The sequence below is a fragment of the Phytoactinopolyspora alkaliphila genome (assembly GCF_010550695.1).
GTDB classification, from domain to species: domain Bacteria; phylum Actinomycetota; class Actinomycetes; order Jiangellales; family Jiangellaceae; genus Phytoactinopolyspora; species Phytoactinopolyspora alkaliphila.
The window spans coordinates 619032-640420 of sequence record NZ_JAAGOB010000001.1 but is presented as its reverse complement, the minus strand read 5'-3'; the positions used below and the strand labels follow the sequence as shown (position 1 = coordinate 640420).

22 protein-coding genes are annotated in these 21389 nt (G+C 67.4%); 5 read left to right on the top strand and 17 right to left on the bottom strand.

Translation table 11 applies throughout. The annotated features are described in order from the left end of the window. Positions 1–22 precede the first annotated feature (22 nt). Genes tatA through G1H11_RS02800 form a run of 4 tightly spaced genes read right to left on the bottom strand, consistent with a single transcriptional unit; the run spans position 23 to position 2546 of the window. Positions 23–310: a Sec-independent protein translocase subunit TatA gene (tatA, locus tag G1H11_RS02815; RefSeq protein ID WP_163815756.1), complete on the bottom strand. Its 288-nt coding sequence runs from the start codon at positions 308–310 to the stop codon at positions 23–25. A gap of 59 nt (positions 311–369) precedes the next feature. Continuing rightward, positions 370–561 (bottom strand): hypothetical protein, encoded by a 192-nt coding sequence (locus tag G1H11_RS02810; RefSeq protein WP_163815754.1) that lies wholly within the window; start codon positions 559–561, stop codon positions 370–372. Positions 562–573: 12 nt separating this feature from the next. Next, positions 574–1575 (bottom strand): helix-turn-helix transcriptional regulator, encoded by a 1002-nt coding sequence (locus tag G1H11_RS02805; protein WP_163815752.1) that lies wholly within the window; start codon positions 1573–1575, stop codon positions 574–576. Beyond that, the gene (locus G1H11_RS02800) at positions 1572–2546 is read right to left on the bottom strand and encodes a helix-turn-helix transcriptional regulator (protein ID WP_216843377.1); all 975 of its coding nucleotides are present in this window, start codon (positions 2544–2546) and stop codon (positions 1572–1574) included. Before G1H11_RS02800 ends, G1H11_RS02805 begins: the two co-directional genes overlap by 4 nt. Before the next feature lie 86 nt (positions 2547–2632). Between G1H11_RS02800 and G1H11_RS02795 the strand changes: the two genes are divergently transcribed. Continuing rightward, positions 2633–3712: a DUF3866 family protein gene (locus tag G1H11_RS02795; RefSeq protein ID WP_163815750.1), complete on the top strand. Its 1080-nt coding sequence runs from the start codon at positions 2633–2635 to the stop codon at positions 3710–3712. Between the two features lie 332 nt (positions 3713–4044). Here G1H11_RS02795 and G1H11_RS02790 read toward each other — a convergent pair whose 3' ends face one another. The 11 genes from G1H11_RS02790 to G1H11_RS02740 form a co-directional block, all read right to left on the bottom strand. Next, positions 4045–4416, bottom strand: coding sequence for an FKBP-type peptidyl-prolyl cis-trans isomerase (locus G1H11_RS02790; protein WP_163815748.1), 372 nt, complete (start codon positions 4414–4416; stop codon positions 4045–4047). Positions 4417–4428: 12 nt separating this feature from the next. Beyond that, positions 4429–5463 (bottom strand): FKBP-type peptidyl-prolyl cis-trans isomerase, encoded by a 1035-nt coding sequence (locus G1H11_RS02785; RefSeq protein WP_163815747.1) that lies wholly within the window; start codon positions 5461–5463, stop codon positions 4429–4431. 126 nt (positions 5464–5589) lie between these two features. After that, entirely contained in the window at positions 5590–6951 is a 1362-nt protein-coding gene (pafA, locus tag G1H11_RS02780; RefSeq protein WP_163815745.1) for a Pup--protein ligase, read from the bottom strand. Between the two features lie 9 nt (positions 6952–6960). Continuing rightward, positions 6961–7695: a proteasome subunit alpha gene (prcA, locus tag G1H11_RS02775; RefSeq protein WP_174257362.1), complete on the bottom strand. Its 735-nt coding sequence runs from the start codon at positions 7693–7695 to the stop codon at positions 6961–6963. A 49-nt stretch (positions 7696–7744) separates the two neighbouring features. Next, a complete protein-coding gene (prcB, locus tag G1H11_RS02770) occupies positions 7745–8554 on the bottom strand; it encodes a proteasome subunit beta (protein ID WP_163815972.1) in 810 nt (269 codons plus the stop codon). A gap of 39 nt (positions 8555–8593) precedes the next feature. Next, positions 8594–8815, bottom strand: a complete 222-nt coding sequence (locus G1H11_RS02765; RefSeq protein ID WP_163815740.1) for a ubiquitin-like protein Pup — start codon at positions 8813–8815, stop codon at positions 8594–8596. Between the two features lie 141 nt (positions 8816–8956). Beyond that, a complete protein-coding gene (dop, locus tag G1H11_RS02760; protein ID WP_163815738.1) occupies positions 8957–10468 on the bottom strand; it encodes a depupylase/deamidase Dop in 1512 nt (503 codons plus the stop codon). A gap of 116 nt (positions 10469–10584) precedes the next feature. Beyond that, on the bottom strand, positions 10585–11607 hold the full coding sequence (locus G1H11_RS02755) for a Gfo/Idh/MocA family protein (protein ID WP_163815736.1): 1023 nt from the start codon (positions 11605–11607) through the stop codon (positions 10585–10587). Between the two features lie 249 nt (positions 11608–11856). Beyond that, positions 11857–13512, bottom strand: coding sequence for a proteasome ATPase (gene arc, locus G1H11_RS02750; RefSeq protein ID WP_425501177.1), 1656 nt, complete (start codon positions 13510–13512; stop codon positions 11857–11859). A gap of 146 nt (positions 13513–13658) precedes the next feature. Next, positions 13659–14516, bottom strand: a complete 858-nt coding sequence (locus tag G1H11_RS02745) for a tRNA (adenine-N1)-methyltransferase (protein WP_163815733.1) — start codon at positions 14514–14516, stop codon at positions 13659–13661. 24 nt (positions 14517–14540) lie between these two features. Then, positions 14541–15647: a site-2 protease family protein gene (locus tag G1H11_RS02740; protein WP_163815731.1), complete on the bottom strand. Its 1107-nt coding sequence runs from the start codon at positions 15645–15647 to the stop codon at positions 14541–14543. A gap of 56 nt (positions 15648–15703) precedes the next feature. Here G1H11_RS02740 and G1H11_RS02735 point away from each other — a divergent pair, with 56 nt between their 5' ends. The 3 genes from G1H11_RS02735 to G1H11_RS02725 all read left to right on the top strand — a co-directional run bounded on the left by G1H11_RS02735 (position 15704) and on the right by G1H11_RS02725 (position 18664). Continuing rightward, the gene (locus tag G1H11_RS02735) at positions 15704–16639 is read left to right on the top strand and encodes a RecB family exonuclease (RefSeq protein WP_163815729.1); all 936 of its coding nucleotides are present in this window, start codon (positions 15704–15706) and stop codon (positions 16637–16639) included. Positions 16640–16751: 112 nt separating this feature from the next. Further along, on the top strand, positions 16752–17981 hold the full coding sequence (locus G1H11_RS02730; RefSeq protein WP_163815727.1) for a sensor histidine kinase: 1230 nt from the start codon (positions 16752–16754) through the stop codon (positions 17979–17981). Further along, positions 17981–18664: a response regulator gene (locus G1H11_RS02725; protein WP_163815725.1), complete on the top strand. Its 684-nt coding sequence runs from the start codon at positions 17981–17983 to the stop codon at positions 18662–18664. The genes G1H11_RS02730 and G1H11_RS02725 overlap by 1 nt, the downstream gene beginning before the upstream one ends. Before the next feature lie 47 nt (positions 18665–18711). Here the strand turns inward: G1H11_RS02725 and G1H11_RS02720 are convergent, their stop codons facing one another. Together G1H11_RS02720 and G1H11_RS02715 are read right to left on the bottom strand one after the other, a co-directional pair. Then, positions 18712–19857, bottom strand: coding sequence for a DUF6596 domain-containing protein (locus tag G1H11_RS02720; RefSeq protein WP_163815723.1), 1146 nt, complete (start codon positions 19855–19857; stop codon positions 18712–18714). A gap of 9 nt (positions 19858–19866) precedes the next feature. After that, entirely contained in the window at positions 19867–20274 is a 408-nt protein-coding gene (locus G1H11_RS02715) for a YciI family protein (protein WP_163815721.1), read from the bottom strand. A gap of 223 nt (positions 20275–20497) precedes the next feature. Here G1H11_RS02715 and G1H11_RS02710 point away from each other — a divergent pair, with 223 nt between their 5' ends. Then, complete coding sequence (locus G1H11_RS02710) at positions 20498–21310, top strand: phytanoyl-CoA dioxygenase family protein (protein ID WP_163815720.1); 813 nt, start codon at positions 20498–20500, stop codon at positions 21308–21310. The last annotated feature ends 79 nt before the right edge of the window (positions 21311–21389 follow it).

Here is a 21389-nt window from a genome sequence, read left to right as displayed (position 1 = left end):
GTTGGTTTACGCGCCTGGCCGGCTAGGCGTCGCGGCCCGAAGACTCGTTGACACGATCGGCCGGGGTCTCCACCTTGGTGGGCTCCACGGCGCGCGCGTCCGCGCTCTTCGGCTCGCCTGGCGCCGTGGACTCGGAAACCACGGAGTCGTCCTTCGCGGAGTCGTCATCGATCAGGCCCTTCGTCTCGGCCTTGAAGATCTTCAACGACTGGCCGAGGCCCCTAGCCATCTGAGGCAGCCTCTTCGCACCGAAAAGGAGCACGATGATCGCCGCGACGATAACCAGCTGCCACCCTTGCATACCGAACATCGAACCCAACTCCTTGCGGTCTGTGCTACCGATGGTACGTCAGGACGCCCGTCTTGCCCTCAATGCACGTGTTCATTCGGGTACTGCGGTAATCCTACGGTGCGTTCCACGTCCTGGGAAAGGCTGTCCATTTCCCGAACGAAGATCTTGCTCTTCCGCCACGTGCTCCGCACGGCCAACAGCACGCCGAGCACCGCGAGGACGAACAACACCGCCACCGCGAGAAACAGCCAGATCGCCAACGTCGACATAGCTTCTTGACCTTACCTCACACCGTAGGCATCCAGAGCATTCCTGGCGTCGGCGGCGATCTCCTCCGCCAGATCAGGCGGATCGACGACGCGTCCCGTGGAGCCGAGCCGCAGAGCGAGCCTGCGCAGCCAGCGCCGGTCGCGTACCCGCAGCCGCAGCCGCATGCCGCCTTCGCTGGTCTCCTCCACACTTTCGTACGGGTAATAGTCCGACACCCAGCGGCCCCCGCGGGTCAGCTCCAGGGTCACCAGCTCGTCGTCGGGAGACGGCCGGAACAGACCACCCGACAGATCTCTGGGACGGGCGTCCTGCGGAACCTCCGCGGCGACGTCGAGCAGCGTCACACCGGCCACCCGGTCCAGGCGGAACAGCCGCACCTCTTCGGCGCGCCGGCACCAGCCCTCCATGTAGAGGCGGCCGTCGACGATCACCAGTCGCATGGGGTCGACGTCACGCTCCGTCGTCTCGTCGCGTGCGGGTACCCAGTACGACAGGTGGATCCGGCGCTTGTCGTCGAGAGCGGCGCGGATGGTGGCAGCGACCTCGGCGACGGCGTCGCCGTCCACTTGCACCTGGACCGCTCCCGCTCTCTCGGCGTGCTCGCCGGCCGCCCGCTCCAGCTTGGTGATCGCCCGGTCGATCGCCGCCCGCTCGAACGACCCAGGTACTTCCGCGAGTGTGCGCAGCGCCACGAGCAGGGCGACAGCTTCGTCGGTGCGCAGCCGCAACGGCCTGGCGAGGTAGTCGGCATTGGCGACGCTGATCACGCCCTCGCCTTCGACCGCCTCCATGTCTACCTCGATGTAGTCCCCCATCGCCAGGCCCGGGAGGCCGGAGAACCACAGCACCTGAAGGTCCCGGATGACCTGTCGTTCGCTGACTCCGAACAGCTCGGCGACCTCAGCCACTCGCGCGTACGGGTGCGAGCGAAGGTAGGGAAGCATCGACAGCAACCTCGCCACCTGGGCCGACGCGCTGTCCGGTCGTCGATGCCGCTGACCGCTCTGGCTCATCGGACCGCCCCCGCGACGTCGCCGAGCCACTCGATGACCTGCGCGCGCAACTCCTCCGGCTCCAGCGCCACCGCATCCGCGCCGTGGGCTGCGACGTCCTCGGTGAGCCGGCGCAGGGAGGAGTACGACACCGTCACCACGTCCCAGCCGGGCTCCGCGGCCGGTTCGGTGTGTACTGCCCGGCTGCGCAGCGTGTGCCCGCTACCGTGCCGGACCCTCACCCGCGCGGTGGGGAGATCGCGCGGCTCCGGTGGCACCAGGTTCGCGGCCGCGGCCCGGATTTCCTCAGGTGGCGGAACTTCGTAGCCGCCCGGCCTGCCGTCCTGTTCGACATCTCCGACGATCCGGGACAGCCGGAACATCCGCGGCGCATCCCGGTCGGTGTCATGGCCGAGCACGTACCACCGGCCGTGCCAGGACAGGACGCTCCATGGCTGCAGATGCCTGGTCATGGCTTCGGAGCTGGACACCTTGCGATGGGGGAAGCGCACCGGCTGACGGTCTCGCACAGCCTCCCACAGCGGCCAGAACGCCGGCTCCTCGCCGCCCACGCGCGGCTCGACGACGCCGAGCGCGCGGGTATCGGCCTCGACCCCGGCGGCCTGCAGCTTGACCAGCGCGTTGCTGGTGGCGGCCGCCAGCGCAGAGTGCTGCCAGACCCGGGCGGCCAAGCCGACGACGGCCGCTTCGTCGGGTTCCAGATGAATCTCGGGCAGTTCGAACTCGTGGCGGGAGATCCGGTAGCCCGGCTCCTCGTCGCCGAACGGGTCGTTCGATCCCATCTCGATGGGGATGCCTACCTCGCGCAGTTCGTCTTTGTCTCGCTCGAACATCCGGTCGAAGGCCTCGTCGCTCTGGTCGCCGTAGCCGCCGACGATCCGCCGGATCCGGCTCTTCGGAACGTAGCCGCGCGCCACCAGCAGACAGATGACCAGGTTCATCAGTCGTTCACTCTTCGCCTGCTGCGACACGTGCACCCCCTCCGCGGATCCGTTACGGCATCAACCCATCGCGAGACTACCTCAAGCATGCGCGGCGTCTCGGTTACTCTTTCGAGGTGATTCGGTGGCGCGAGGGAGTAGTACGTTCGATCGGCCGTTCCTGGCACGGCGCCGTCGAGATCATGGTCGACGGTGCCGACGGCGAGATGCGTGCCCTGGCCTTTCCGCAGGTGGTCGGCGAGCCTGTGCCCGGTGAGCGCGTGTTGCTGAACGCCACGGCACTTGAGCTGGGCTTGGGCACCGGCGGCTATGCCCAGGTGGTGGCTACACCGGATCGGCTGCCGGCTGATCCACCGCCCGGACCCGGGCATCTGGTGAAGGCCAGGTACACCCCGCTGCAGACCACCGTGCTCGGCGTGGACGAGCAGGACTCGCCATGGCACGCCACGCTGCGCGACGCCGACGATCTCGGCGGGATGCCCGTGGTGGTGGCGGATCTGCACTCCGCGCTTCCGGCCGTCGTCGCCGGAATCCGCGCGAATGCCGCTCCGGCCCGAGTGGCCTACGTCATGACCGACGGTGGCGCGCTTCCCGCGTGGTTCAGCCGCGCTGTCAGCGGGCTCCGAGACGCGGGCTGGCTGACCGGCACGGTCACCGTCGGCCAGGCGTTCGGCGGCGATCTGGAGGCCGTGACCCTGCACACCGGTCTCCTCGCCGCCCGTCACGTCCTGAACGCCGACATCACCGTAGTCGCGCAGGGCCCGGGGAATCTCGGCACCGGCACCAAGTGGGGCTTCTCCGGGGTCGCCTGCGGAGAGGCGGTCAACGCATCCGTCATCCTCGGAGGACGGCCCGTCGGCTCATTGCGTGTCAGCGACGCCGACGAGCGTCCTCGTCACCACGGAATCTCCCACCACAGCCTCACCGCCTACGGCCGGGTAGCCCTGACGTCCGCGGACATCGTCCTTCCCGACCTGCCGGGCGAGTTCGGCGAGAAGATCCGCGCCCAGGCCGGCGCCCTGCGTGGCCGGCATCACGTGGTGACGGCCTCTGTGGACGGCCTCAACGAGGTACTGCAAGCCTGCCCGATCCGCCTGTCGACGATGGGTCGTGGTCTCGACGACGACCGCGCCTACTTCCTCGCCGCCGCTGCCGCTGGCCGGCACGCGGAGTCGCTGCTGCACCATGACTCCTGACCGCGGCTACGCAGACGTCAGTCAACGTGCCCGGGGTCGACAAGGCCAGGGGTTGCGGCCGGCGCGCTGCATGTAGTTGATCAGCATGCACAACACCCGCGCTGAGACGGGTGTGGTCACCTGATCGTTTTGCGCCCACACTGTGAGACGAGATCAGGTGATACACCCGGGCCACCAGGCCAGGTTTGGTCGTCTGATCGTTTCAACGGCAACGATCAGACGACACATCGACGATCAGGTGACGAAGCTCGCGAGGCGGATGGGTCGCTCGCGGCCAGCGATGCCCGCGAAACACCTCCTCGCAGCGTCGGCACGTTTGCGATCCGCCGGCGTCAGCTACGGGCGACCTTGAGTAGGTCGATGACGAAGATCAGCGTCTTGCCGGCGAGCCGATGACCCGACCCAGGCGGCCCGTAGGCCAAGTGCGGCGGAACGACGAGCTGGCGACGCCCGCCCTCGCGCATGCCGGGAATACCTTCTTGCCAGCCCTGGATCAGTCCCTTGAGCGGAAAGTCGATCGGCACGCCGCGGTTCCACGATGCGTCGAACTCCTCGCCGCTCTCGAAGTCGACGCCGACGTAGTGCACCGTGACGTTGGCGCCCTCGAGGGCTTCGGCACCGTCGCCGATGCGCAGGTCCGTGATCTCAAGCGTCGTGGGCGGCTCTCCGCCCGGGAAGTCAACCTCAGGTCGTTCAAGTGTCATGGTTGCCGAATTCTAGTACGTGGCGAGGATGTCGACGACGAGCACCAGGGGCCTCTCTTCGGCGCCCTCCTCGGAACCTTCGGGCACCGAGTCGGGACCGCTGATCCGGGTCAGGATCCTCGAGCCCACGGTGAGTTCCTCCGACACACCGTCCCAGCCAGGAAGACTGGCAAGTCCCTCGACCGGGATCTGCTCCGGCATCCCCATGTCCCAGGTGCTCTGCATGGCATCGGGCTGGTCGTAAGGAACCTCCATCAGGTGGACCACGACGTTATCGGCGAGCTCCGCGCCTTCGCCGCGCACCAGTATCGTGGTGTCCGACTCGTCCGGAGCCTCGGCGTCGCCGAACTCCACGGTGGGCGCGCCGCTGTCGGTACCTTCGACGGAGGGCAACCCGTCGGGGAGGTCGTCCACGACTGTGCCGCTCGCGGCGGCGTCCGGTGCCACCGACTCCACGATGTCCACAATGAAGACGAGCGTGTCCTCACTGAGGTCGTGAGGCTCCTGCCCCTCGGGCGCTTCTTCGCCTTCCGGCACGCCGTAACCCATGGCGGGCGGGATGGAGAGCAACACCCGGGAACCGACCTTCTGGCCGGCTAGGCCTTCCTTCCACCCTTCGATGACCCGGTTGAGCGAGAAGCCGGAGACGGCTCCGCGGTCGTAGGAATTGTCGAAGACGTACGGGACCGGCCCGTCTCCGTCCTCGGTCTCCTCCTCTTCCGTCTCCTCGTCACCTGCCGCCGGTGGCTGTTCGGGGATGTCCGCCGGATCGCGCGGTTCCCACGTCTGGCCGAGGTAGTGGGCGATCACGAAATCGTCCGCGCCGACCTCGCTGCCGTCACCTTCGGAGAGCACCTCGACCTCGAGCTCGCTGGAGGGCTCGTCATCCGGAATCGCCACGGTGGGCTTCTCACCGAAGCTTCCGGAGACGTCGACCCCGTCCGAGGACGTGCTGGTGCCGTCTCCGTTTCCGTCACCGTCGCCGCATGCGGCGAGCAAGAGACCGGAGGCGGCGAGCAAGGGAATGATCAGGCGTTTGATGCGCACGGTGGACAATCCTCAAAGGTTGGTGAAGGGTGCGTCGAGAACACAGGGACCCAACCTTAACCCTGGACCCTGAGAACTCGCTAAGGGGTAGGTGCCCCTACCGGCCACCGGCTCGGCGTGGAGCGGCTACATGCTGTCGATCAGCCGGGACACGCGCTCGTCGGTGGAGCGGAACGGGTCCTTGCACAGCACCGTGCGCTGCGCCTGGTCGTTGAGCTTCAGGTGCACCCAGTCCACCGTGAAGTCACGGCGTCGTTCCTGGGCACGCTTGATGAACTCGCCCCGGAGCTTGGCCCGGGTGGTCTGCGGAGGCACCGATTTGGCTTCGAAGATCTCGATGTCTCGCGCCACCCTATTGACTTCTCCCCTGCGCTGCATCAGGTAGTACAAGCCACGCTGGCGGTGGATGTCGTGGTAGGCGAGATCGATCTGTGCGACCCGCGGATGGGACAGAGACATGGCGTGCTTGGCGCGGTACCGCTCGATCATGCGGTACTTCGTCACCCAGTCGATCTCCCGCTCGATCAGCGCGAGATCACCGGTGTCGACGGCCTTCAGCGTCCGCTCCCACAGCTCCAGGACACGGCCGACGACAGGAGTGTCGATCTCTCGCCGCTCGACGAAGTTGCGCGCCTTGGTGAAGTATTCCTCCTGGATGTCCAGCGCGGAGGCTTCTCGCCCGCCGGCCAGCCGAACTTTGCGGCGCCCGGTGATGTCGTGGCTGATCTCCCGGATGGCCCGGATCGGATTCTCCAGCGCGAGATCACGCAGGCCGACTCCCGCCTCGATCATGCGAAGGACCAGGTCGGTGGCACCCACCTTGAGCAGCGTGGTGTTCTCGTTCATGTTCGAGTCGCCGACGATGACGTGCAGCCGTCGATAGCGCTCGGCGTCGGCGTGCGGCTCATCCCGTGTGTTGATGATGGGCCGGCTGCGGGTGGTGGCGCTGGAGACGCCCTCCCAGATGTGCTCGGCGCGCTGGCTCACGGCGAACATGGCGCCGCGCGGGGTCTGGAGGATCTTCCCCGCGCCGCAGATGATCTGCCGCGTGACCAGGAACGGAATCAGGACGTCGGCCAGCCGGGAAAACTCCCCATGCCGGCCGACCAGGTAGTTCTCGTGGCAGCCGTAGGAGTTCCCAGCGGAGTCGGTGTTGTTCTTGAACAGGTAGACGTCGCCGACGATGCCTTCCTCGGCCAGCCGGCGCTCGGCGTCGACCAGCAGTCCTTCCAGCACCCGCTCGCCCGCCTTGTCATGGGTGACGAGGTCGGTGATGGAGTCACACTCGGGTGTCGCGTACTCGGGATGGCTGCCTACGTCGAGGTACAGGCGTGCCCCGTTGGAGAGGAAAACGTTGCTGCTGCGGCCCCAGGTGACCACCCGCCGGAAGAGATAACGCGCGACTTCATCCGGTGAAAGGCGACGCTGCCCCCGGAACGTGCACGTGACGCCGTACTCGTTCTCCAAACCGAAGATGCGGCGATCCATAAATCGACTCTAGTCGCCCGACTCGTCAGATGGGGTTTCCGTTACGTCTCGATTTCCCTGCCCCAGGAGCGCTTCCAGCGCCGCGCCACGAATACGGCGGAAGGTGCGCCGCGGACGGCTACGCTCAAGGACCGCAACCTCGAGCTGCGACGTGGTCAGGTGCCGCGTCTCACCACTCTCGTCACGGCCGAGCGCGTCGACTGCCAGACGGAGCGAGTCTTCGAGCGTTCCGCCAGGCTGGTAACTCTCCCGTACTGCGGTGGCGACGACGTCGGACGGCCCGCCCATGACGGCGAACCCCGATTCAGCCCACACCGACCCGTCATAGGTGATCCGGTAGATCTCATCGCTGGCTTCATTGGTGCCCAGCTCCGCGACGACCAATTCGACCTCGTAGGCCTTCGGATCCTGGGTGAAAATGGTGCCAAGCGTCTGCGCGTAGACATTGGCGAGCGCCCGGCCGGACACGTCGACCCGGTCGAACGAGTACCCACGCAGGTCGGCCAGGCGAACACCGGCTTGACGCAGGTTCTCGAACTCGTTGTACTTGCCGACCGCGGCGAACGCGATGCGGTCATAGATCTCGCTGATCTTGTGCAACGACGGAGAGGGGTTCTCCGCAACGAACAGGATGCCCCCCGCGTACTGGGCAAGGACCACGGACCGCGACCTGGCGATACCTTTACGGGCATAGTCGGCCCGGTCCTTCATGATCTGTTCGGGCGAAACGTATCCGAACTGCATCGACACCGGTGGTGATCCTCTCGCAGCCAGGGATGGTCAGGGTTTACAGCTAGCTCAGCGGCGCCTGTGGACCGTCGGGCCGGCCACTGCGCGCCGACACCACCCGGTCCACGAAGGGAGCGACGTCGTCGTCGGTGTAGCGGGAGAAGCCGTTCTCATCCACCACGGTGACGATGGGGAAGATCTTGCGGTACAGGTCCGGGCCGCCCGTGGCGGAGTCGTCTTCGGCCGCGTCGTACAGCGCCTGGATCGCCGCGGTCACAGCCTCGTCCGACGTGAAGTCGCGCCGGAACAGCTTTTTCAGGGCGCCCCTCGCGAACAGCGAGCCCGAGCCCACCGAGTAGTAGTCATGCTCTTCCGAGCGGGCACCGGTGGGGTCGTACGAGAAGATCCGGCCTCGCTCGTTGCCGGGGTCGAACCCCGCGAACAGCGGAACCGCCACCAGGCCTTGCATGGCGAGGCCCAGATTCGCCCGGATCATGTGCGCCAGCCGGTTCGCCTTGCCCTCGAGAGAGAGCACGGTGCCTTCGATCTTCTCGTAGTGTTCCAGCTCCAGCTGGAACAGTCTGACCAGCTCAACCGCGATCCCCATGGTTCCGGCGATGCCGACCGTGGAGTACTCGTCACCCTGGAACACCTTCTCCGCGTCTCGTTGCGAGATCAGGTTGCCCGCTGTGGCCCGGCGATCACCGGCCATGACGACGCCGCCGGGGAACGTGGCCGCCACGATGGTGGTTCCGTGCGGCGCGATACCGGAGTGGTCGCCACCGCCCTGGACTCCGGCCAGCCGACGCCCCGGAAGCATCTCCGGGGCGTACTGGCTCAGAAAGTCGGTGAACGACGACGTACCCGACGTCATGAACGCCGCGGGCAGCCGGCCGAAACCGGAGAGATCCACTTACTCGCCACCCTTCTGGACAAAGGACCGGACGAAGTCCTCGGCGTTCTCCTCGAGCACTTCGTCGATCTCATCGAGCATGGAGTCCACGTCATCCGCCAGCTTCTCCTGGCGGTCCTTGACCTCCTCGGCGGCCTCTGCCGCCTGGGCCTCTTCGGTCTCGACGTCCTCGTTGCGCCGCGGCTGCTTGTGCTGCTGGCCGCTACCCGTGTCACGCGCCATCGTCAACCTCCGATTCGTCGCCTACGTACGACCCTATCCGGGAACGGTGACAACACGCCCCCTGGGGACCGATTACCGGCCCTCGAAAACTTCGCCGTCAGCGAACCCCGGATCGCCGGCCTGGTCTACCCACGGCCCGAGTCAGCGGTTGGTGAGCTCTGCCAGCAGGTCGGCCGCCGTGTCACACCGGGAGAGCAAGGTGCCGACGTGAGCTTTGGTTCCACGGACGGGGTCGAGGGTGGGCACACGCTGCAATGCGTCCCGCCCCGGCAAATCGAAGATCACCGAGTCCCACGATGCGGCGGCGATGGTGTCGGCGTATTTGTCCAGGCAGCGGCCACGGAAGTAGGCACGCGTGTCTTCCGGCGGTGCCGAGATCGCCTGGTTCACCTGTGACTCGTCGAGCAGCCGGCGGATCCGGGACTTGGCCGCGAGACGCTGGTAGAGCCCCCGTTCGGGCCGGACGTCGGAATACTGGAGATCGATCAGATGGAGTTTCGGGCTGGACCAGTCCAGGCCGTCCCGCTCGCGGTACGACTCAAGGAGGGACAGCTTGGCCACCCAGTCCAGCTGGTCCGCGAGCGCCATCGGATCGCTGCCGAGCAGCGAGACGATGTTCTCCCAGCGGTCGAGCACGTCAGCCGTCACCGGGTCGACGTCGGTGCCGTATCGGTCCTCGACGAACTTGCGAGCCTGCTCGGCGTACTCCGCCTGCAACTGCACCGCGGTGAGGCGGCGGCCGTCGGTCAGCTCGATCCGGTACTGGAGGCTGGGGTCGTGGGAGACCTCGTGCAGGGCGTTGACCGGGCGATCGATCGCTACGTCCCAGCCGAGAAACCCTTCCTCGATCATGGTGAGGACCAGCGCGGTGGAACCGAGCTTCACGTAGGTGGAGATCTCCGACAGGTTGGCGTCGCCCACGATCACGTGGAGACGGCGGTACCGTTCCGGGTCCGCGTGCGGCTCGTCCCTGGTGTTGATGATGGGGCGTTTGAGAGTGGTCTCCAGTCCGACCTCGACCTCGAAGTAGTCGGCGCGCTGGGAGATCTGGAAGCCGTCCGTACCCCCGTCCTGCCCGATGCCGACTCGGCCGGCTCCGCAGACCACCGGCCGGGAGACGAAGAAGGGCACGAGATGACGCACGATGTCGGCGAAAGGAGTGGCACGGTTCATCAGGTAGTTCTCGTGGCAGCCGTACGACGCGCCCTTGTTGTCCACATTGTTCTTGTACAGGTGGACAGGCGCTGCTCCGGGCATGGCCGAGGCGAACCGCGCCGCGGCCGCCATGATCCGCTCCCCTGCCTTGTCCCACAGGACGGCGTCCAGAGGGTTGGTCACCTCAGGTGAGGAGTACTCCGGGTGCGCATGGTCGACGTAGAGCCGGGCGCCGTTGGTCAGGATCACGTTCGCCAGGCCGATTTCTTCGTCGGTCAGCTGGCTGGAGTCCGCGTTGGTGCGAGAGAGTTCGAAGCCGCGGGCGTCGCGCAGCGGGTTCTCCTCTTCGAAGTCCCAGCGCGCGCGGCGCGCCCGGGCGCGCTGCCCGGCGTAGGCGTTGACCACCTGCGAGGAAGTCAGCATCGAGTTGGCTGCGGGATTGCTCGGAACCGAGATTCCGTACTCGGTCTCGATGCCCATAATGCGGCGTGCGCTCATGAAACGAGCCTACGTGAGAGTTCGGCGATCACGATGAGCCCAAGTACCCAGGACCGCCCCTGCGCACACCTGCCGGACTACCGTCCGTCGGCTCAGGCGGGCCAGCCCCCAGGGTCTCACTCTCCCGTCGGCGCTGGGTCTGGATAGCGCACGCCAAGCTGCTGCAAGGCGTCGTCGAGAATACGCATCACCTCGACTGTGTCCGACAGCGGCATCTCCGGACACTCCGTGCGGCCCTCTCGCACCGCCTGCGCGACGGCGCGGAGCATCGGCACGTAGCCACGTCCCTCGAAGGCGTACTGGAACTCCTCGGGATGCTCCACTCCCCGCTCGGGTGCAGACACATGCACCATGTGCCCCGGGCGGTGGAAGCGCGGTGAGATCTCGATCCGGCCCAGGGTGCCGACGATGCTGGCGCCGCCGGCTTGCGGTGTGGTCAAGGAGGCTTCCAGATGTGCCCGAGCCCCGTTGGGCCAGCTGAGCATCATACCGACCTCCGCGTCCACTCCCTGCTCGCTGAGGACTCCACTCACCGTCACCGACTGTGGCACGCCGAGCAGCATCTGAGCGAACGCCACCGGATAGATTCCCACGTCGAGCAGCACCCCGCCACCCAACGCCGGGTTCCAGAGCCGATGCACTGGGTCGGTCGGCGCGACGAAACCCAGGTCCGCGCTCACGGACCGCACCTCTCCGATGGCGCCGTCGGCCACCATCTGCCGAGCCTTCACGATCAGCGGGTTGAACCGGGTCCACATGGCTTCCATGCAGAACACCCCCCGCGCACGTACCTCGTCGACGAGCGATTCGGTCTCGGCGAGCGAATGCGTGAACGCCTTCTCGCACAGCACCGCCTTACCCGCGGCGGCCGCCAGCCGGACGGCGTGCGAGTGCTGTGGGTGCGGTGTGGCGACGTAGACGATGTCGACATCCGGATCCTCGACCAGCTTCCGCACGGAGTCGTAGGCGCTGGCGACGCCGAACTCACCCGCGAAAGCTTGGGCACGGTCGAGGTCGCGGGAGCTCACCGCCGCCAGCGCGGCGTTCTCCAGCCGCGCCAGGTCACTTGCCATGCTGCGGGCGATACCGCCGGTGGCGACGATTCCCCAGCCGAGTTCACGATCGTCATCAATGCTCATGAGGCACGACCCTAGCGCCCGATGGCACGCGGAATATCGGGCGGGCCCGCCACCACCTTCGCGTCTCCCCCGTCGAATCGGCAGTCGCGAACAGCCACGAATCGCTGGCTGCACGCATCCGCAGAACGCGACAGGCCGAACGGGTGTCTTGCGGGCACTTTAAGAGCTGGTCGTGGCATGCTTCACCGCCACGGCCCGCGACGCCCGCAGGATACCCGTCCGGCCTGTCGTCCCCGAAGCGGAACCGAGCTACAGGTACTGCCCGGTGTTCGCGACGGTGTCGATCGACCGTCCCGCTTCGCCTCCGGTCTTGCCGGAGATGAGGGTACGGATAAAGACGATCCGCTCCCCCTTCTTGCCGGAGATGCGTGCCCAGTCGTCCGGGTTGGTGGTGTTGGGGAGGTCTTCGTTCTCCTTGAACTCGTCGAAGCAGGCGTTGAGAAGATGCTGGACACGGATGCCCTTGACGCCCGTCTCCAGGGCGTTCTTGATGGCCATCTTCTTCGCCCGGTCGACGATGTTCTGGATCATCGCGCCGGAGTTGAAGTCCTTGAAGTACAAGACCTCTTTGTCGCCGTTGGCGTAGGTGACTTCCAGGAAGCGGTTCTCCTCGGTCTCGGAGTACATCCGCTCCACGGAACGCTGGATCATCGCTTCGACCGTGGTGTTCGGGTCCCCGCCGTGCTCCGCGACGTCGTCGCCGTGCAGCGGCAGGTCAGCGGTCAGGTACTTGCTGAAGATGTCCTTCGCCGCTTCGGCGTCCGGGCGCTCGATCTTGATCTTCACGTCGAGTCGCCCGGGCCGCAGGATGGCTGGGTCGATCATGTCCTCGCGGTTCGACGCGCCGATCACGATCACGTTCTGCAGGCTCTCCACGCCGTCGATCTCGGACAACAACTGCGGGACGATCGTGTTCTCGACGTCGGACGACACGCCCGAGCCGCGGGTGCGGAACAGCGAGTCCATCTCGTCGAAGAAGACGATGACCGGGGTGCCCTCACTCGCCTTCTCCCGGGCCCGCTGGAACACCAGCCGGATGTGCCGCTCAGTCTCACCGACGTACTTGTTCAGCAGCTCCGGGCCCTTGATGTTGAGGAAGTACGACTTTCCTTCCGGCCGTCCGGTCTTGCGGGCCACTTCTTTGGCCAGCGAGTTGGCCACGGCCTTCGCGATCAGCGTCTTCCCACAGCCCGGCGGACCGTAGAGCAGCACGCCCTTGGGCGCCCGCAGCTTGTGTTCCCGGAACAGGTCGGCATGCAGGTACGGCAGTTCCACGGCGTCGCGGATCTGGTCGATCTGGCCACCCAGCCCACCGATATCCAAGTAGTCGATGTCCGGGACCTCTTCGAGGATCAGCTCCTCGACCTCGCTCTTGGGGATGCGCTCGTAGACGAAGCCCGAGCGCGGCTCGAGCAGCAGCGAGTCTCCCGATCGCATGCCCGCGTCCTGAAGGGGGGAGGCGATTCGCACCACTCGTTCCTCGTCGGTGTGCCCGATGACGAGGGCTCGCTCGCCGTCGGCGAGGAGCTCCTTCAGCATGACGACCTCGCCGATGCGCTCGTACTCCATGGCACGCACCACGTTCAGCGCCTCGTTGAGCATCACCTCCTGCCCGGGGCGTAGCTCGCCGGCCTCGATCTCCGGGCTCACCGCCACCCGCAGCTTGCGTCCGCCGGTGAAGACGTCCACGGTTCCGTCGTCGTAGCGGTCCAGGAATATGCCGAAACCGGAGGGCGGCTGCGCCAGCCGGTCGATCTCCTCCTTCAGGGCCACGATCTGGTCGCGGGCCTCTCTCAGGGTGGCCGCCATCCGCTCGTTCTGGGCCGTCACCGAGGCGAGCCGCGCCTCGAGAAAGGCCACCTCGCCGGCAAGCTCAGAAGGCTCCCGCCCCGATCCTCGACGTATGTGCTCGAAGCCGTCGTCCTGTGTCGCCACAGTCGCACCTCCTCGTCGGGTGTCGCTCTAGTACCAGACCCTACCTGTGGTTGACCGGATCGCGCCGCCCGGCAGGCGATCGTGACGAGAAGTTGACGTGGAGATCCAATTCACGGTCACGCCTCCGCGCTGGGAGCCGGCCGCCGGCGCCGGGGCGGGGCCTTCACACCCGGTGCCAGGCGGCGTGCCGTCACCAGAAATCCGGTGTGCCCGACCATCCGGTGGCTGGGTCGCACAGCGAGTCCCTCGACGTGCCAGGTGCGCAGCATGGTCTCCGAACTGGCCGGCTCGGTGAAGCCCTCGTGTTCACGGATGGTCTCCACCGTCTTCGACAGCTGCGTGGTGGTGGCGACGTAGCAGCACAAGACGCCGCCCGGGACCATCGCCGAGGCCACGGCGTCGATGCACTCCCACGGCGCCAGCATGTCGAGGATCACCCGGTCGATCTCGGTGTCGGTGAGCTCCTCGACGAGGTCGCCCACGGTCAGGCGCCAGCCGGGAGGCTCGGCGCCGAAGAACCGCTCGACGTTGCCGGCGGCGATCTCCGCGAAGTCCGCTCGTCGCTCGTAGGAATGCAGGGTGCCCTCGCCGCCGATGGCGCGAAGCAGGGACATGGTCAGCGCACCGGAGCCGACGCCGGCCTCAACTACCCGCGCCCCGGGGAAGATGTCGGCCATCGCGACGATCTGCGCGGCGTCCTTCGGGTAGATGACCGTCGCGCCGCGCTTCATGGACAGCACGTAGTCGGACAGCAGCGGCCGCAGCGCCAGGTATGACGTGCCCCCGGTGGAGACGACCACCACCCCTTCGGGCTGCCCGATCAGCGAGTCGTGGGTGAACGAGCCCTTGTGGGTGTGGAACTCGCGGCCGGACTCCAGGGTGATGGTGTGGTGCCGGCCCTTCGGGTCGGTCAGCTGGACCTGGTCCCCTTCGCGGAACGGACCGGTCCGGCGCGCGGTTTCTGTCATCGGCATGCATCGAAGGCTATCCGGCACCGCTCAGCGCGCGGTGAGGGCGGCATCGACGTCGGCGGACGCCAGCACCCCGACCGTCCTGCCGTCGCCGTCGACGACGAGATACTCCGACGCGGGCCGGTGGCGCATCGCCCGCAGGAGATCCTCGCCGCGTACGTCCAGGGGGAGGGTCATGCCCTGCTGCAGAGACCTGGCCACGTGGGAGATGGGGATCCACGGCCTGCGTTCCTCGGGCACGGCGTTCAAGGCCGCCTCGTTCACTACGCCGGTGGGACGGCCCGCGGAGTCCACCACCACCATGGCGCGCGTGCCGGCTTCATGTGCCTGGCGCAGCGCCTCGGAGACAGGCTGGTCCGCGTAGATGCTGCTGGCCGGCCGCGCTAGGCGCCGGGCGTCCAGGCCGGGGAGCTTGGCCCGCATTCTGCCCACGGTTAGCGCCTGGGTGGCACCTCCCCACAACATCACCGATACGAGCACCGCCCACAGGATGCCGAACATCGACGGCCGGCCGCCCGCGAGCAGGAACGGCAGAGCGAACACCAGGACCGCGAGGACCTGTCCGGCCCGGGCTGCGACGATGGTCCCGCGGTTCTCGTCGCCGGTGATCCGCCAGACCACGGCGCGCAGCATGTGCCCGCCGTCGAGCGGGAGCGCGGGCAGCAGGTTGAAGGCGCCGACGACGAGGTTGGCCGCGGCCAGCGCGAGGAGCAGGTACTCGGGGATCTCGGCGGTGACGGGCGCGGCGGCGAGATAGGCCGCGCCCCCGATCAACAGAGACACGGCCGGTCCCGCGGCCGACACGAGGAGGTCCCGGGCGGGAGTGGGTGACTCCCGTTCGATCTCCGTATGCCCGCCGAGGAAGTGCAGCGTGATTCCTCGTACCGGGAGCCCGAACCCGATGGCCGTCATGGCGTGGCTGACTTCGTGGAGGAAGACCGAGGCGTACAAGAGCACCGCGAACGCGAACGTGACCGCGTACGTGCCCACGCCCAGTCCCGGGAGGTTGCGAGCGACGAACGGCTCGAACCCGACCGTGATCACCGCAGCGACGACGAACCAGGTCGGGCTGACGAAAACCGGTACGCCCGCCACCCGCCCGAGCCGGATGCTGCGCCCGACACCAAGTCCCATACCGAAAGCCTACGGTGCCCCGACAGTGTCGGTGCCGTGGTCTACGCTTCGGGGGCATGGACACACTGGGACAGGCTCTGGCCGAGAAGGACACCGCAGCCGTCTCCCGCGCCGGTAAGCGCGAGGCGCCGCCGGCGTTGAGCCTCTCCCCGTCCCGTGCGGCGGACTTCATGAGCTGCCCCCTGCTGTATCGCTTCCGCACCGTCGACCGGCTCCCGGAGCCCCCCAGCTCCGACGCCACCCGGGGCACCGTCGTGCACGGTGTGCTGGAGCGGCTCTTCGACCTCCCAGCGGCTGAACGAACGCCAGAGCAAGCCGTCGGCATGGTCCGTCCGGAGTGGGAGCGGCTGCTGTCGGACGAACCGGAGCTGGCCGGACTGTTCACCGACGACGAGGACGGCTCTGCCCTCCAGGACTGGCTCAGCAGCGCCGAGGGGCTCGTACAGCGGTACTTCACCTTGGAAGACCCGCAACGGCTCGAGCCCGCGGAGCGGGAGCTGTATGTGGAGACGACGCTGGATTCCGGGCTGCGGCTGCGCGGCTATGTGGACCGGCTGGACCGCGCGCCCGCCACCGGTGAGCTGCGTGTGGTGGACTACAAGACCGGCAAGGCGCCACGCGCGGGCTTCGAGCAGCGGGCCATGTTCCAGATGCGGTTCTACGCCTTGGTGCTCTGGCGGCTGCACGGCCAGGTCCCCCGGCTGCTCCAGCTGGTCTATCTCGGCAGCGGGGAGATCCTCCGATATGAGCCGGACGAGGCCGATCTCCGGGCCACGGAACGCAAGCTGGCGGCTCTGTGGAACGCGATCGAGCGCTCCACCAACAACAAGGACTGGCGGCCAAACCCCAGCCGATTGTGCGACTGGTGCGCGCACCAGGCGATCTGCCCAGCGTACGGCGGAACTCCCCCGCCCGTGCCCGAGCGCTCGCTCGTGGATGACTCCGCCGAGACCGAGGCTCCGACGCCGCGCACCTCGGTGGCTGACCTCTAGCGTCGTGCGCCGGAGCATGGCTTGGCGAATCCGTATCCTCCTTCGGTCGGATGAGACACCTCGGCGTGCAGGATGACCGGCAGAATCGTCCGTCCGCTTACCTTTGTTGTCCATGAGCGACGGCCTCGATCATCGGCAACGGGTCAATCCGTGGCTGTTCGACGGCGCTATCGTCGCGGCTCTGCTGACCGTCGGGCTGCTGTCGATGTTCGTCAACGCGGGCAGCATGCCGTCGTACCGCCCCGGGGACGCTCTCGGCGTCCTCCTGATCGCGCTCACCACGGTGCCCGTGCTCTTCCGGCGGGTCGCCCCGGTCTCGTCCGGACTCGTGCTCGCCGCCACCACCCTGCTGTATCTGGTGTGGGACTACGCGTCGCTCTCGTCGACCCCCGCCATGCTCATCGCCGTCTACAGCGCTGGCGCGTACGCCGTGCTGGCCCCGGGCCTGGTGGTGCTCGCGTCCCATTTCACGGTGACCATGGTGTACCTCGCCTCGATCTTCAACACTGTCGACGTCGTGGGGCCTGTGCTGGTGAATCTATGCTTCGCCATACTCGGGTACACCGGCGCGTGGGCGATCGGCAGGGGCATGCGCAACGGTCGCCTGTACACCGCACAGCTGCGGGACCGCGCCGAGCGGCTGGAGGGAGAGCGTACGGCAGAGGTCCGCGTCGCGCTGGCAGAAGAGCGGTCTCGCATCGCCAGGGAGCTGCACGACGTCGTGGCCCATCACGTTTCCGTCATGACGGTGCAGGCGGCCGGCGCCCAGCGCTCGCTTGAGAGTTCGCCCGCCCGCAGCAGTGAGGCGCTCCGTTCCATCGAGACCACCGGGCGGGCCGCGCTGACCGAGATGCGCCGGATTGTCGGCGTGCTCAGGAGCCCGGAACGCACCGGCCAGATCGGGGCACACCTCGAGGCGCACCGGGGCCCACAGCCAGGGGTTGCCGATCTGGAAGGCCTTGCCGATCAGATGCGTGCCACCGGGATCGACGTGACCTTGATCCACAAGGGCGACACCGGTGATTTGCCCGCCGGTGTCGACGTCACCGTGTTCCGGATCGTGCAAGAGGCACTCACCAACGCGCTGAAACACGCCGGTCCGGCATCGGTCCAGGTCAGTCTCGAACGGGCCTCCGATTCGATCACCGTCCGGGTACGTGACGACGGCCGTGGGATGGCCGCCCAGCTCGAAGCACGCCGGCCCGGCCACGGCCTGCTGGGAATACGCGAGCGGGTGGCGATCTACGGTGGGGTGTTCATGGCTGGTCCGCGGCACGGGGGTGGCTACGAGGTGCACGCACGAATCCCCTGCGACAGTGTGGAACAATCAACGGTGCAATGATGACGGCGAACTCTCCGATCCGCGTCCTTCTCGTCGATGACCAGCCACTTCTTCGCACCGGCTTCCGGATGATCCTCGAAGCCGAGTCCGATATCGCGGTCGTGGGCGAGTCAGGCGACGGCCAGGCCGCGGTCACGGACACCAGGGCCCTGCAGCCGGATGTCGTCCTGATGGACATCCGGATGCCTCGCATGGACGGGGTGCAAGCCACCAGGTCCATCACGGGTACCGCCCGGGAGAGCCCGCCTCGCGTCCTGGTTCTCACCACGTTCGACCTGGACGAGTACGTGGTCGAGGCACTGCGCGCCGGGGCCAGCGGGTTCCTGCTGAAGGACGTTCCCGCCGATCAGCTGGTGGAGGCGATCCGGACGGTGGCACGCGGAGACTCGGTGGTGGCGCCGAGCATCACCCGGCGGCTACTCGACATGTTCGCCACCCGGTTCCCGGCTACAGACGCGCCCACGCCCGCCTCCCTCAGTCACCTGACGGCGCGTGAGCGCGAGGTGCTCACCATGGTGGCACGCGGCATGTCCAACGCCGAGATCGCGGCCGAGCTCGTCGTCTCGGAGACGACAGTCAAGACGCACGTCGGCAACCTGCTCACCAAGCTGAGCGTGCGCGACCGCGTGCAGGCGGCCATTTACGCCTACGAGAGTGGACTGGTCACACCAGGCGCTCTGTGATCTCGCCGCTGGACCGGCCGGCGTCGCCGACGGCCGTCGCGCACCGCTCAACTGCGCAATTGAGTGTTGAGCCGCGCGGCCTGTCGCGTGAGGTGGTCGCGTTCGGGGAGGCTGGACGCTGACCTGGCGGCTTCCGCGTAGAGCCGCGCCGCGGTCACTGGGTCACCGTCTCGCGCGTGCAGGTACGCTGCGACGGCGGCGTGGCGGGGCAGCGCGGGGTCGAGCTCTGCCAGGGCAGCCAGGCCGGCCCGCGGGCCGTCGGCCTCGCCGACCGCGACGGCCCGGTTGAGGCTGGCCACCGGGCTGCCGGTGAGGCGCACCAGCTCGTCGTACCACTCGACGATCTGCGACCAGTCGGTCTCCTCGGCCGCCCAGGCGTCGGCGTGGAGTGCGGCGATGGCGGCTTGGGCCTGGAACTCGCCCAAGCGGTCGCGGGCGAGCGCGGCCTGGAGCACGTCGACACCTTCGGCGATCAGGCGGGTGTCCCACAGGCTGCGGTCCTGCTCGGCCAGTGGAATGAGCCTGCCGTCCGGGCCGGTCCGTGCCGGGCGCCGGGCGTGGTGGAGCAGCATGAGCGCGAGCAGGCCCGCGACCTCCTCATGGTTGATCTTGGCCGCCAGCTGGCGAGTGAGCCGGATCGCCTCGCCGGCGAGGTCGACGTCGCCGGAGTAGCCCTCGTTGAAGACCAGATAGAGCACGCGCAGCACCGTGGCGACGTCACCGGGCTGGTTGAACCGGACGCCCGAGACGGTCCGCTTGGCTCTGCTGATCCGCTGGGCCATGGTCGCCTCCGGCACGAGGTAGGCCTGTGCGATCTGACGCGTGCTCAGGCCGCCCACGGCGCGCAGCGTGAGCGCCACGGCCGAAGCCGGTGTCAGGGACGGATGCGCGCATAGAAAGTACAGCTGGAGCGTGTCGTCCACCTCCTCCCCCGCGACGGGCGACGGCTCGGCCTCGACCCGTGTCTCGCGGTGCCGGCGGGAGGCGTCGGCCCGGGCGGTGTCGAGGAACTTGCGCCAGGCCACCGTGACCAGCCACCCCTTGGGGTCCCGCGGCGGCTCGGCGGGCCACACCCGAAAGGCTTCGACCAGAGCGTCCTGCACGGCGTCCTCGGCCGTCGCGAAGTCGACCCCGCGACGGACGAGGACGCCGATCACGGTGGGGGTGAGAGCCCGCAGCACTGCCTCGTCCACCCCTTTGCGTCACTCCGTGATGGTGTGCGAGGCGGTGAGGAACGGCCGCACCTCGAGCCACTCGTGGATGGGCTTGCCACCCGCGCCCGGAGCTGCCGAGAGCTCGCCGGCCAGTTCGAGTGCGCGCTCGTGGGTCTCGACGTCGATCACCATCCAGCCGGCGATCAGGTCTTTCGTCTCCGCGAACGGGCCATCGGTGACCGGTGGCCGCCCCTCGCCGTCGTAACGGACGAACATGCCCTCCGGGGAAAGCCCCTGACTGTCGACGAACTCACCAGTGCCCTCGAGCCGAGCCGCGAAATCCCGCATGTACTGCACGTGGGCCGATACCTCCTCCGGCGTCCACTGGTTCATCGGCACGTCGTTGACCGCAGGCGGGGCGCCCCGGTAGTGCTTGAGCAGCAGGTACTTGGCCATCGTGGGTCCCCCTTCGTACGGTACGGCCCATTGTGGCCGTATTCGCTTCAGGGATGTAGCCGCATGAAAATTCTCGACATCGCGCCCCGGAGCTTTCTGATGGACCGCCACCCGATATCAGAATTTTCATACCGGTGGTCTGTTAATTGAGCGTTTCGCTCGCTAGACTCGCTAAGACGCTGCACCATTGAGCAGACCGCTGGCTCGGAGGAGAGTTCACGCCATGACTGCTACGTCCCCAGGTCTCACGGATCGCGCACCGCTCGCGGACGCCGACGTCGACGCGTTCGAGCGTGACGGCTACATCCGGCTGAAGAATGTCCTGGATCCGGGTCTCCTGCGGGAGCGCGAGCCGGAGATCACCACCAAGGTCCTTGAGCTGAATACCGTGCACGCCCCCATGGCGGAGCGCACCACCACGCAGAAGGCCTTCCTGCAGGTTGGAAACTTGTGGAAGCATAGCCAGGCTGCTCATGACCTGGTCTTCTCACGGAGGCTGGCCCGGATCGCGGCATCGCTGCTCCAGGTCGACAGCGTCCGCCTCTACGCCGACCAGGCGCTGTACAAGGAGCCGAGCGGTGGCATCACGCCATGGCACGCAGACCAGTACTACTGGCCGCTGTCGACCGACCGCACCTGTACCGTGTGGATCCCGCTGCAGGACACGCCGCTGGACATGGGCCCGCTGTCGTTCGCGCGCGGCAGCCACCGGTTCGAGTTCGGCCGTGACCTGAAGATCAGTGACGAGTCGGAGCGCGCGTTGCAGGAAGCGCTGCAGCGGGAGGACTTCCCCATCGACGAGGCTCCATACGACCTCGGTGACGTGAGCTTCCACCTGGGCTGGACCTTCCACCGGGCGGGCCGCAACACCGGCACGGAACCGCGGCGGGTGATGACCGTCATCTACATGGACGCCGACATCCGGGTCGGGCCGCTGGTCCGCCCGGAGCAGCAGAACGATCTCGATGTCCTGATGCCGGGAGCCACCCTCGGCGACGTTCCGGACACGCCACTCAACCCCGTGCTCTACCCCTAAATGATCATGTAAACCATGTTTTCTCGTGCTTCACCATGTCTACAGTCCTGGTGAAGCACGAGAAAACATGGTTTACATG